Here is a 12,051-nt window from a genome sequence, read left to right as displayed (position 1 = left end):
CCCCGCCCCGCCCCGAGCCGCCTCCGCCCGCCCCGCCCGTCCCGCCAAGGAGAGAACACCGTGAGCAACCAGACCCAGACCCCCGCGGGTGCGGCGACCCCGCCCGCCCGCGGCCGCTGGGCGGGCGGCGCCCCGCCCTTCCCCGGCAGCCGGCCCGCCGTCCTCGGCACCCTCGCCACCGTCGTGTCCCTGGTGATCCTGGTCGCCCTCGGCGAGGCCACCGACCAGCTCCTGATGATCGCCCCGCTGGCCGCCACCGCCATGATCATCTGCAGCACCCCCGTGCTGCCCCCGGCGCAGCCCCGGGGCGTCATGCTCGGACAGGTCGGCTCCGGGGTCCTCGGCCTCGTCGCCGTCGCCCTGTTCGGCCGCTCCCTCTGGGTGGCCGCCGTCGCCGCCGGCCTCAGCGTCGGCCTCATGCTGCTGCTGCGGGCCGTCCACGCGCCCGCCGCCGCCACCGCCGTGCTCGCCGTCCTCCAGGACCCCGCGCCGCTGCGCTTCCTCGTGCTGCTCGCCGTCGGCAGCGCCCTGCTCGTCCTGGTGGGGATGCTCGCCTCCCGCCTCGGCGTGATCGGCAAGTACCCCGCGTACTGGTGGTGACGGGTTCCGCCGGTGCCGAACCCCCCTTCGTCCGCCCGCACTTACGCGTACTCACCCTCAACGGAGCTCCCGTGAACCGAGACAGACTGCTCGTCAGCTGCGAGCAGATCATGGAACAGCTGCGCAACCCCGCGGCCGGGGACGAGAACACGGTCCTCGTCGAGATCACCGACGGCGGCAGCCCACTGGGCCGGATCCCCGGCTCGGTCCGCCTGGACTGGACCGGCGACCTCCAGGACCCGGTACGCCGGGACGTCATCGGACCCGAGGCCTTCGCCGACCTCCTCGGCCGGCACGGCATCTCCGCCGACCACACCGTCGTCCTCCTCAGCGGCAACAACAACTGGTGGGCCGCCGCCGGATACTGGCAGTTCACCCTGTACGGCCACCGGGAGCTGCGGATCCTCGACGGCGGCCGGCTCCGCTGGGAGGCGCTCGGCGCCGACCTCACACAGGACGCGCCGGAGCGCGCGCCGGTCACCTACCCCGTACCGACCGTCGACGAGACGATCCGCGCCCGCCGCGAGGACATGCTCGACCACATCGGACGCCACCAGCTCCTCGACGTCCGCTCCCTGGAGGAGTACCTCGGGCAGAGCAACACCCCGCCCGGTGTGCCCGAGGACCTCGGCGTGCGCTGCGGCCACGCCCTCTCCGCCGAGCACATCCCCTGGCACACCGCCGTCCGGCCCGACGGCACCTTCCGCGACGACGTAGAGCTGGCCGCCGCCTATGCCGGGGTCCGCACCGACGCCCCGACCGTCGTCTACTGCCGGGTCGGCTGGCGCTCCGCGCACAGCTGGTTCGTGCTGAGCGAGCTCCTCGGCCTTCCCGACATCCGCAACTACGACGGCGCCTGGCGCGAGTTCGGCTCGCTCATCGGCGCCCCCATCGTCAACGGGCCCGAGCCGTGGGGCCCCGACGGCATCCCGTCCATCGTCGCCCAGCGCGACGCCGCCTCGGAGGTCCGCGCCCATGCCTGACGTGACCGTCTTCCGCAACGTGCTCCGCAACGGCTTCGACCAGACCGACCTGCCCTGGGTGCCGTGGACCGAACCCGGACGCGTCGGCGTCGAGTTCGTCGTCCTCTGGGGCCCCGACCCGGACGAGGACGAGGACTCCGCCTCACTGCTGCTGCGCTTCCCGCCCGGCGCGCACGGCGACTTCCACGAGCACCTCGGCCATGAGCTGATGCTCGTCCTCGACGGCACCCTCGACCACAGCGACGGGCGCCGCTTCCACCGCGGAGACCTCGTCGTCGAGGAGCCGGGCACCCGGCACCAGATGTCCAGCGCCGAGGGCTGCACCGTCCTCGCCGTCCGCGCCCGTCCCGCGGCCGCCCGCACCCCCGGGGCCGGAGAGATCACCACGGGCGTCGGCGCCGGGGTCCCCGGCGCCTGAGCCACCGCCGGGCCGTTCCCGGGCACGCGCGAACGCCCGGGCCCCCGCGCGGTCACGAGGCCACCGGGTCCCACGAGGGGCCCGGCGGCCTCGCCCCCCCCCGCGCGGCACGGCCCCGCGTGCCTCGCACGTCTCGTTCGATTTCGCACGCGCCCGACGCCCGGCCTGTACGCGCCGCGCCCGACCCGCGCCCGGCAAGGGGCCGCCCCGTACACGGCCGCATCCCGCACACCGCCTCGCCCGCGCCCGTACACCGCGCCGACCGCGCCCGTACGGACACGCCGCCCGCACCGTACGACGACCCGCTCGCGTCGGTACGGCCGGGCCCACGTCCTGCCGCACGCGGACCCGCCGGCCACCCCGCGCGTGAGCCGAGGCGCGCCCGGCCCAGGCGCACCGGGCCGAGCCGCCCGCGCGGTCCGAGCTCCACGTGTTCCCCCCGGTCCGCGCCGTCCGCGTCGCGCCCGCACCACCTGCGTACACCCGCCCGTCCGCCCGCACCCCTTCCGGAGAGAGACGCCATGACCCCGTCCGCACGGCCCCAGCCCCTGCGCAGCAGTCCCGAGCCCTCCCGCCGGGTCCTGCTCACCACCGGTTCCTCCGACGCCCACACCTGGAACCTCGTCCACCTCCAGCTCTTCCTGGAGGAGCACGGGCACTCCGTGCTCAACCTGGGACCCTGCGTTCCCGAGCAACTGCTCGTCGACACCGCCCGGATGACCAGCCCCGACCTCGTCGTGCTCTCCTCCGTCAACGGTCACGGCCACCAGGACGGGCTGCGCGCCGCCCGCGCCCTGCGCGCCGACCGCAAGACCCGCACCCTCCCCATGGTCATCGGCGGGCTCCTCGGCATCTCCCCGGAGGGCGCGGCCACCCGCACCGCCGAACTCCTCGACGCCGGATACGACGAGGTGTACGCGGACGGCACCCCGCCCACCGCCCTGCTGCGCCGGCTGGCCGACCTCGGCGGCGCGTGTACCGGGCGGGCCGCGGCTTGACGACCTCCGCCCCGCCCCCGCTCGCCCCCGGCGACCTCGGCGCCTTCGTCCAGGAGTCGGCCGCGGCCGGTGAACTGGTCGTCCAGCCCCGGATGGGGATGGTCGCGCCCGAGGTGATGGCCGCCGGAGTCGCCGCCGTCGCCGCCCTGCCCGAAAGGACCGTCGCCACCCTCACCATCGACAGCTACACCCGCGTCGGCGACCATGCCGCCGCCACCGCCGCCCTGCGCGCCGGCCGGCCACTCAACGGGTTCCCGCTGGTCAGCCACGGCCCGAAGACCACCGCACGGGTCGCCGCCGCGGCCGGACGCGCCACCCCCGTCCAGGTCCGGCACGGCTCCGCCGACCCGCTGGCCATCTTCCGCACCATGGCCGCCGCCGGACTCTCCGCCTCCGAGGGCGGCCCCGTCTCGTACTGCCTGCCCTACGGCCGCACCCCGCTCGCCGAGTCCGTCGCCGCCTGGCGCGACTCCGTCCAGTTCCTCACCGAGGAGAGCCGCGCGCACGGCCGCCGCGCCCACCTCGAATCCTTCGGCGGCTGCCTCCTCGGCCAGCTCTGCCCGCCGTCGCTGCTCGTCGCCGTCTCGCTCCTGGAATGCCTGTTCTTCGCGGCCAACGGCGCCACCAGCGTCTCCCTCAGCTACGCCCAGCAGACCCATCCCGCCCAGGACACCGGCGCGCTCACCGCGCTGCGGCTGCTCGCCGACGAGTTCCTGCCGCCGTCCGTCGACCGCCACATCGTGCTCTACACGTACATGGGCGTCTACCCGAGGACCGTGCCCGGCGCCCGGCTGCTGCTGCGCCGCAGCGCCGAACTGGCCGTACGGGGCGGGGCCCAGCGCCTGATCGTGAAGACCGAGACCGAGGCGCACCGCATCCCGACCGTCGAGGAGAACCTGACCGCCCTGCGGATCGCCGCCGACGCCGCCCGCTCCGCACCCCGGCGCGGCACGCACCAGCGCGCCAGGTCCGCCGCCGAGGCCGAGGCCGAGGAGACGCTCGTCGAGGCGCGCGCCCTGGTCACCACCGTCCTCGGGCTCTCCGACGACCTCGGCGTCGCCCTGCTCAAGGCCTTCGACCGCGGCCTGCTCGACGTGCCGTTCTGCCTGCACCCCGACAACCGGGGCGCCGTCCGGTCCACCGTCGCACCGGACGGGCGCCTGCAGTGGACGGATCTGGGCGCGCTGCCGCTGCTCACCACCAGCAGGAGGACCATTCCGATGACCTCACGCCAGCTCTCCGGCATGCTCGGCCGGGTCGCCCGTGAGCACGACCAGGCCGCGGCCGGCAATCCGCCGCCGGAGCCGATGCCGCGGGACGCCCCGGAGCCGTCCGCCGAGCCGCTGCGGATCGCGTTCGTCGGCATGGGCCCGCGCGGTCTCTCCGTACTGGAACGGCTCGCGGCCCGCTGCGCCGAGACGCCGCCCGCCCGGCCGATCGAGGTCTTCGCCGTGGACCCGTACGAGGCGGGGGCCGGGCGGATCTGGCGGACGGACCAGTCGCCGTGGTTCCTGATGAACACCCCGGCCCAGGAGGTCACCATGTTCTCCGGGCCGGCCGACGACGGACCGCACCGGCCCGGCGCCGGACCGTCCCTCGGCGAGTGGTGGGCCGAGGACGACCCGGCGGGAGCCGAGCCCGAGGGCTACGCACCCCGGGCCGTCTACGGCCGCTACCTCACCCATGTCATGCGGCGGATCGAGGAGACCCTGCCGCCCTCCCTCAGCGTCGTCCGCGTCCCCGCCCGGGTGATCTGCGCGGACCGGGGCCGCGGGGAGGGCGGAGCCACGCACCGGCTGAGGCTCGACCGGGGTGACGTCCTCACCGTCGACCGGGTGGTCCTCGCCACCGGCCACCCCGTCAACGAGCCCGACGGGGAACAGCGCGCCTGGACGCGCTTCGCCCGCGAACACAGCACCCCCGCCCGCCCCGTCCGCTACATCGCCGGCGGCTCGGCGAGCGAGATGCCGCTCGCGGAGATCCCGGCGGGCGCGAGCGTCGGCATCCTCGGCATGGGGCTCACCTTCTACGACATCCTCACCGAGCTCACTCTGGGGCGCGGCGGCACCTTCACCGAGGGCTGCGAGGGTCTGCTGTACCTGCCCAGCGGCAAGGAACCCCGGATCCTCGCGGGTTCGCGCGGGGGAGTGCCCCTGCTGACCCGGGGGGCCAACCAGAAGGGGCCCGAACACCGTTATCAGGCACGGCTGTTCACCGCCGAGCGGATGGCCGCGCTACGGGCGGAGAAGGCGCCGCTCGACTTCGAGGAGTCGGTCCTGCCGTGGCTGCTCGCCGAGGTCAACCTCGTGCTCCTCGCCACCCGGATCCGCCAGGTCCACGGCCCGGAAGCCGCCGACGAGTTCACCGAGCGGGGTACGCATGCCCTTGCCGACCGGCCCGACCCCCGGCCCGATCCGAGAGTCCTGGAACGGCTCGCCGCCGGATACCGCGTCGACGCCCGGCCGATCACCGGACTCGACGCGCTCGCCCGGCCGTTCGGCAGCCGGCGCTTCGGCTCGGCGGCCGAGTACCACAAGGTGCTGACCGAATGGCTGCGCGCCGACCTCTTCGAAGCGCGTCAGGGCAACGCCGACGGGCCACTGAAGGCGGCCGCCGACGTCCTCCGGGACGTCCGGCAGACGATCCGCACCGTCGTCGACTTCGGCGGACTCACCCCCGCCTCGCACCGCTGGTTCCTCGCCGAGTTCGGCCCGGTCGCGGCGATGGTCTCGACCGGACCGCCGCAGTTGCGCTCGGAGCAGTTCCTCGCGCTGCTCGCGGCCGGGGTCCTCGAACCGGTGGGCCCCGGAGCCCGGTTCGGGGCGGACCCCGTCGAGGGGCGGTTCGCGGTGGAGTCGGCGCAGGTGGAGAACTCCTGGGTGCCGCTGGACGTGGTCGTGGACGCCCGGGTGCCGGGCACCGACCTGACCGCCGACCGGGACCCGCTGATCCGGTGCCTGATGGCGGACGGGGAGATCCGCACCTTCACCAACGCGGTCGACGGGACGGAGGAGTTCGCCACCGGAGGCCTGGACTGCACCGACTCCCCGTTCCACCCGGTGCGGGCCGACGGCTCGGTGGACACCAGCACCCATGTCCTGGGCATCCCGAGCGAGTTCACCCGCTGGTTCACGCAGGTGGGCAGCGGTCGGCCGGGCCTGTGGGGCTCGTTCACGCGGGACGCGGACGCGATCGCGGCAGCGCTGGCGGAGGCCGCGGCGGACGCGGGAGCCGTGCGGACGAGCCGCCCGGAGGCCGGCCGTGCGCTGCTGGGAGGCGTGGGGTGAACGGCGCCGCCGGGGCATCGGCCCATGAGGAGTACCGGGCCGCACGGGACCTGCTGCTCCGGCTGCGCGGCGACCGGGAGGCGGCCTGCGCCGCCTTCCGGTGGCCGCGCGCCGAACACTTCAACTGGGCACTCGACTGGTTCGACGTGATCGCCGAGGGCAACGACCGGACGGCCCTCGAACTCCTCGGCCACCCGGGGCCGGACGGCGGCGTCCCCGTCGTCGACCGCGTGTCGTTCGCCGAACTCTCCGCCCGTTCCGACGCGTTGGCGACGGAACTGCGCGAGCACGGGGTCGTACGGGGCGACCGCGTCCTGATCCTGCTCGGCACCCGCGTCGAGCTGTGGGAGACCCTGCTCGGCTGCATCAAGCTCGGCGCGGTCGTCGTCCCCGGCTACCAGGACCTGACCGCCGCCGAGGCGGCCGACCGGATCGGCCGGGGCGGCATCCGGCACGTGGTGAGCGCACCCGAACTCGTCGCGCTGCTGGACGAGTTGCCACGGTCGGGGTCGGGGTCGGGGTCGTCGTCGGAATCGGGGTCGGGGTCCGGGCCGGTGTCCGGGTCGGGATCGGTGCCGGGCGTCCGGATGGCCGTCGGCGGCGCGGACCGGGCCGGCTGGGTCCCGTACCCCGACACCCGTCGACCGGGGCGACCCCGCTTCGTCCCGGACGAGCCGACCCGCGCCGCCGACCCGTCCTTCTGCTACTTCACCTCCGGCACGACCTCGCTGCCGAAACTCGTCGAACACAGCCACGCCGGATACGGCGTCGGACACCTCTCCAGCCTGTACTGGAGCGGCCTGCGCCCCGGCGACCGGCACCTCAACCTCTCCGCGCCCGGCTGGGCCAAGCACTCGTGGTCGAGCTTCTTCGTCCCCTGGGCGGCGGAGGCGACCGTGCTCGCGCCCCCGGACGGCGGCCTCCCGCCGGCCGTGCTGCCGGGTGTCCTCGCCGCACACCGCGTCACCAGCTTCTGCGCGCCGCCCAGCGCGTGGCGGTCCCTGGTCCCGTACGTGAACGGGGACACGGCGGCACCCCGGCTGCGCGAGGCGACGGCTGCCGGGGAACCCCTGACCGCCGAGACGGTGCGACGGATCGAGACGGCATGGGGCGTACGCGTCCGTGACGGCTACGGCCAGACGGAGGCGACCGCCCTCATCGGCCGTGCGCCCGGCGGCGCGGAGCCCCTCGCGCCGCTCGGCCACCCCCTCCCCGGCTACCGGATCGTGCTGCGTGATCCCGAGACGGGGGAGCGGGGCGAATCGGGCGAGGTCTGCGTCGATCTGACGGAGCGTCCGCCCGGCCTGATGCGCGGGTACGCGGGGCTGCCCGGGCGCACGGCGGAGGCGTTCGCCGACGGTCTGTACCGCACGGGGGACCGGGGCGAGCGGTGTGCGGACGGCTCGATCCGGCTGCTGGGACGGATGGACGAGGTCTTCAAGTCCCATGGCCACCGGGTCTCCCCGATGGAGATCGAGGCGGTGCTCCGCACCCACCCGGAGGTGGCCGACGCGGCGGTGGTGCCGTGCGAGGACCCGGAAGGCGGTCTCGCCCCGTACGCGGTCGTGGAACTCCGCCCGCAGCGACGTGATTTGATCACCGATGTGCAGGGGCGCATCGGCGCTGAGCTGCTCGCGCTCGCCGCCGAGCGGCTCGCGCCGGTCTTCGTGCCGCGCGGGGTCGAGGTGATCGCCCGCCTTCCGCGCACCCGCTCGGGCAAGGTGCGGCGGAGCGAACTGCGTCCGGGGGCGCCGGCCGCACACTGACGGCGACACCCATGAGCGGCGGGCCGGGCGCCGACGCCCGCCCGCATGCCGGTCCTGTGTCGCCGCCGGGCCCCGAGCGCTGGGCCGGCCCTCCATCAGCGGCGGGCCGGGAGCCGGGAAGCCGGGCCGGGGGCGGGCGGGGCGCCTTCCTTCGGCCCCGAGCGGCAGGCCGGGCTCGATGCCCGCCCGAGCGGCAGGGCCAGGCGACGCCCGCCCGAGCGGCAGGGCCAGGCGACGCCCGCCTGAGTGGCAGGCCTTGCCCGACGCCCGCCCGAGCGGCAGGCCGGCCCTCCACCGGCCGTGGCCGGGCCCCGTCGCCGGTCCCGGCCGCGCCCTACACCCGCGCCGTCTCCCTCTCCGCCGTCCGGAGCAGGATCTCCGCGACGCCCCTGGCCCGTACCGCCGCCTCCGGCGTGCCCTCGCGGAGGGCCGTCACGATCGCTCCGTCGCCGAGCAGGGCCAGCTGGCGGGCCAGGGCCTCGTGGTCGCGGTAGCCGCCCTCGGCGAGCAGGCGGTCCAGGACCGCGATGACCTTCTCCTTGTGCTCGGCCGCCACATGGTGGGCCGGGCTGTCCGGATCGGCTGTCTCGACCATCGTGTTGATGAAGGCGCAGCCGCGGAAGGAGGCCGCGGCGAAGCGTTCCGCGAGGCCGTCGAAGAGTGCCAGCGGCAGTTCCTCGGGGGAGCGCTCGCTCACCGCGATCCGTCCGTCCAGCCAGGCGCGCCACATGCCGTCCCGGCGCCGCAGCACCTCGACGACGACATCGTCCTTGCTGGGGAAATGGCGGTAGAAGGAGGCGCGGCCCACTCCGGACTCGGACAGGATCCGCTCGATGCCGACGGCCCGGATCCCCTCTTCGTAGAACAGACGCTCCGCCGCGCTGAGGAGCCGTTCTTTCGCGTTCGTGGCCATACCAGACGGTACCACTCGGTGCCGTATAGGTGATCCTGCAAGCAAAAGGGGAGTGGTTGCCTCCCGTTGCGCCAGACGGAACCGATCGGTACCGTCTCGATGGTACCGATCAGTTCCGTCTTGGTCCGGCTCAAGGAGAGCTCCATGCCCCGCCTGCCCCAACTGACCGTAGAGACCGCCGACGAGGAGCAGCGCGAGCTGCTCGAAGGCACCCTCAAGCAGCTCGGCAAGCTGCCCAACCTGTACGCCGCCCTGGCCAACGGCCCCGCCGCCCTCCGCGGTTACCTCGCCATGCGCGAGGCCCTCGTCGGCGGCAGCTTCAGCGCCCGGCAGCGCGAGCAGCTCGCGCTCTTCATCGCGCAGCACAACGACTGCACGTACTGCGTCTCCGCGCACACCCTGCGCGGCGGCAAGGTCGGCCTGAGCGAGCAGGAGCTGCTCGACACCCGCCACGGCACCGACTCCGGCGACCCGCACATGGACCAGGTGCTGCGCTTCGCCGGCGCCGTCATGGCCACCGGCGGCCGCGTCACCGACGCGTCCCTCGTCGACGCCCGCGCCGCCGGCGTGACCGACGCCGAGATCGCGGAGATCGTCGGCCACGTCGCGCTCAACGTGCTGTCGAACTTCTTCAATCACGTTGCGCAGCCGGACTTGGACTTTCCGTTGGTCCCGGCCCAGCTCGCCGAGTAGAGTCTTCGCGGCCGAGCAGGGGTGCCGGGCGCGAAGGGGCGTCCGGCACCCCTGCGGCTTGTGTGACAACCGACTGGGGCGATCGAAGCGGGTGGACGACCAACCACCTGGTGCGAGGAACTGCCGCCTGCGCGGCAGGGGGGAATTTCACGTGGACATCGACGCAAGAACCCTTCGGACCTTCCGGGAGGTGACCTTGACCGGGTCGTTCACCCAGGCGGCGCGACGCCTCGGGTACTCGCAGTCCAGCGTCACGGCACAGATGCGTGCCCTGGAGAGGCAGGTCGGCGAGCCCGTCTTCGAACGGCTCCCCAGCGGCGTCCGGCTCACCCACGCCGGTACCGTCCTGTGCGACTACGCCCGCCAGATCCTCACCCTCGTCGGTGAGATGGAGACCGCCCTGCGCAGGCCCGCGGCCAACCCGCCACGGCTGACCGTGGGCATCGTCCCCGCCCTCGCGTACGGACAGCAGCTCGCCCGCGTCACCCACATCGGGCGGCGGCTCCTCTCCGGCGTCCAACTCGCCCTGCGGGTCATGGGAACCGCCGAGGTCCACGACGCCTTCCGGGCCGGCGCGATCGACGGCGCCCTCGTCCTCACCGTCGTCGACGCCGAGGACCCGGCCGTCCAGCTCGCCGACCAGCTGCACACCGAACGCTCCGACGAACTGACCGAAGTGCGCCTCCAGGAAGTCGAGTTCATCCCCGTCACCAGCGTCGGCCACCGACGCGGCAACCTCGGCCGACAGGTCGTCATCGCCGACCCGGACTGTCCCTCCCAGCGCTGGCTCCCCGAATTCCTCCGACTGCGCTGCGACAGCCCGCCCGAGATACACGAACTCGGCTCCATGGCGGGCGTCCGCGCCGCCGCCCAGTCCGGCCTCGGCTGCGCCATGCTCCCCATGGCCCTCGCCGCCTCCCACCAGGAGGCCGGGGGGCTGCGCCCGCTCCCCGGCGTGCCCCGGATGCGCTGGAACGCCTCCCTCGTCCTCGGCCGCCCCGACACCCGGCCCGCCCTCGACTGGCAGAACCTGACGGAGACCCTCCGCCAGGCGACCGCCCTCTCCTGCGCGGTCCTCCCCGGCGAGCCCGGCCCGGCGAGCCCGGTCGACGTGCTCGGCGACCCGGCCCCGGCCCTCGACCCGGACCCGAGCATCGCCTCGTAACGCCCCACCTCACAGACCGGTGCCACGGCGCACCGCCGTCTCCCCCCGGCCCCACCCCCGACCGGGTCCAAACGGGAGCGACGGCGCGCCGTGGCACCTCCCTGCCCCGGCTCCTCAGTGCCCGGGCAGCCCCAGCGGGACCCTGCCCGTGGCCCGCCCGTGCTCGTCGAGGAGCCAGCTCATCCGCTTCGGGGAGTGCAGGGCCACCGTCCGGTCCCGTACCTCCAGGGCCGGGAAACGCTCCGCGAGCAGCGCCTCGAAGGGGTCCACCGCACCCAGACCGTGCAGCCAGACGAGGACGAGCAGGTTGTACGGGCCGCTCACCGACACGCACATCCGCACCTGCTCCAGCCGGGCGAGGGCGTTCCCCGTCTGCTCCAGGAGGGCGTGCGGCACCGACGTCCGGTAGACCACCATCGTGGAGAGCCCCGCCATCGGGTGCGCCAGGTCGCAGCGCAGGGTGATGTCCCCTTCGCGGATCATCCGCTGGAGCCGGCGCCGCGCCGTGTGCTCGCTCATGCCGGTGAGCGCGCCCAACTCCCCGTACCCGAGCCGCCCGTCGGCGCCGAGCGCGGTGAGCAGCGCCTGGTCCTGCGGCGACGGCCGCTCGTGGAGATGGGTGCTGTAGGTGCGTGGCCGGACGGTCGGCGCCCCGCCGAGGCCGGCGCGTTCGGCGGGGTTCATCGCCCGCATCCGCCAGTCGCGCCCTTCTCCGTACAGCGTGATGCCCAGCCGGGTCCGGGTCGAGCGGACCCCGCGCAGTCCGCCGATTCCCCGGTGCACCGCGCGCCCCAGGGACGGCAGGTCCGGGGCGGCGACGGAGAGGAACAGGTCGAAGTCCCCGGCCGTCTCGTCGACGCTGAACACCCAGGGCAGCGCCGTCACCGCCGCGCTCACCCGGTCGAAGGCGCGCGGCCGGCACCGCACCTCCACATAGGCGACCGTGGCCGTCTTCGCCGCGTCGTACGCGGTGACCCAGGCGAGCCCCTCGGCGCGGAGCCGTTCGAAGCGGCGGGCGGCCGTCGTCGCGTTCACGCCGAGCGCCTGGCCGATCCGGGTCCACGGGGCCCTGGGGGCCGCCTGCAGCGCGTCGATCAGTGCCAGATCCAGCTCGGAGAAGCCGGCGACGGCACTCGCCGTACCGGAATCCGGCCCGGAGAGGCCTCCTCTGATGCTTTCCGGCGATTCGGAAGGGATCTCGCTCACGGACCGGATCGTAGGGGCACTT

General features: G+C 74.6%; 10 protein-coding genes. 8 read left to right on the top strand and 2 right to left on the bottom strand.

The features are described 5' to 3' along the window. Window positions 1–60 precede the first annotated feature (60 nt). The 6 genes from IF00_RS0138335 to IF00_RS0138310 all read left to right on the top strand — a co-directional run bounded on the left by IF00_RS0138335 (window position 61) and on the right by IF00_RS0138310 (window position 8,052). Complete coding sequence (locus tag IF00_RS0138335) at window positions 61–600, top strand: HPP family protein (RefSeq protein WP_030326402.1); 540 nt, start codon at window positions 61–63, stop codon at window positions 598–600. A gap of 71 nt (window positions 601–671) precedes the next feature. Further along, window positions 672–1,583 carry a sulfurtransferase gene (locus IF00_RS0138330; RefSeq protein WP_051820843.1) on the top strand — a complete coding sequence of 304 codons (912 nt, stop codon included), beginning with the start codon at window positions 672–674 and terminating at the stop codon, window positions 1,581–1,583. Beyond that, a complete protein-coding gene (locus IF00_RS0138325) occupies window positions 1,576–2,001 on the top strand; it encodes a cupin domain-containing protein (RefSeq protein ID WP_030326398.1) in 426 nt (141 codons plus the stop codon). The genes IF00_RS0138330 and IF00_RS0138325 overlap by 8 nt, the downstream gene beginning before the upstream one ends. Before the next feature lie 521 nt (window positions 2,002–2,522). Further along, complete coding sequence (locus IF00_RS0138320; protein WP_030326396.1) at window positions 2,523–2,999, top strand: cobalamin B12-binding domain-containing protein; 477 nt, start codon at window positions 2,523–2,525, stop codon at window positions 2,997–2,999. Further along, window positions 2,996–6,286, top strand: coding sequence for an FAD/NAD(P)-binding protein (locus IF00_RS43035; RefSeq protein ID WP_078945027.1), 3,291 nt, complete (start codon window positions 2,996–2,998; stop codon window positions 6,284–6,286). The genes IF00_RS0138320 and IF00_RS43035 overlap by 4 nt, the downstream gene beginning before the upstream one ends. Then, window positions 6,283–8,052, top strand: coding sequence for an acetate--CoA ligase (locus IF00_RS0138310; protein WP_030326391.1), 1,770 nt, complete (start codon window positions 6,283–6,285; stop codon window positions 8,050–8,052). Before IF00_RS43035 ends, IF00_RS0138310 begins: the two co-directional genes overlap by 4 nt. A gap of 334 nt (window positions 8,053–8,386) precedes the next feature. Here IF00_RS0138310 and IF00_RS0138305 read toward each other — a convergent pair whose 3' ends face one another. Continuing rightward, window positions 8,387–8,965: a TetR/AcrR family transcriptional regulator gene (locus IF00_RS0138305; RefSeq protein WP_030326389.1), complete on the bottom strand. Its 579-nt coding sequence runs from the start codon at window positions 8,963–8,965 to the stop codon at window positions 8,387–8,389. A 144-nt stretch (window positions 8,966–9,109) separates the two neighbouring features. Between IF00_RS0138305 and IF00_RS0138300 the strand changes: the two genes are divergently transcribed. Both IF00_RS0138300 and IF00_RS43030 read left to right on the top strand, forming a co-directional pair. After that, on the top strand, window positions 9,110–9,658 hold the full coding sequence (locus tag IF00_RS0138300) for a carboxymuconolactone decarboxylase family protein (RefSeq protein ID WP_030326387.1): 549 nt from the start codon (window positions 9,110–9,112) through the stop codon (window positions 9,656–9,658). Between the two features lie 91 nt (window positions 9,659–9,749). Then, complete coding sequence (locus IF00_RS43030; protein ID WP_342451070.1) at window positions 9,750–10,823, top strand: LysR family transcriptional regulator; 1,074 nt, start codon at window positions 9,750–9,752, stop codon at window positions 10,821–10,823. 114 nt (window positions 10,824–10,937) lie between these two features. Here IF00_RS43030 and IF00_RS0138290 read toward each other — a convergent pair whose 3' ends face one another. Further along, window positions 10,938–12,029, bottom strand: a complete 1,092-nt coding sequence (locus IF00_RS0138290; protein WP_245234744.1) for an Lrp/AsnC family transcriptional regulator — start codon at window positions 12,027–12,029, stop codon at window positions 10,938–10,940. Window positions 12,030–12,051: the final 22 nt, after the last annotated feature.

The sequence above is a fragment of the Streptomyces flavochromogenes genome, from assembly GCF_000717595.1.
In the GTDB taxonomy this organism is placed as follows: domain Bacteria; phylum Actinomycetota; class Actinomycetes; order Streptomycetales; family Streptomycetaceae; genus Streptomyces; species Streptomyces flavochromogenes.
Note: the sequence above shows the minus strand (reverse complement) of the source record. Positions and strands in the feature narration are given on the sequence as shown.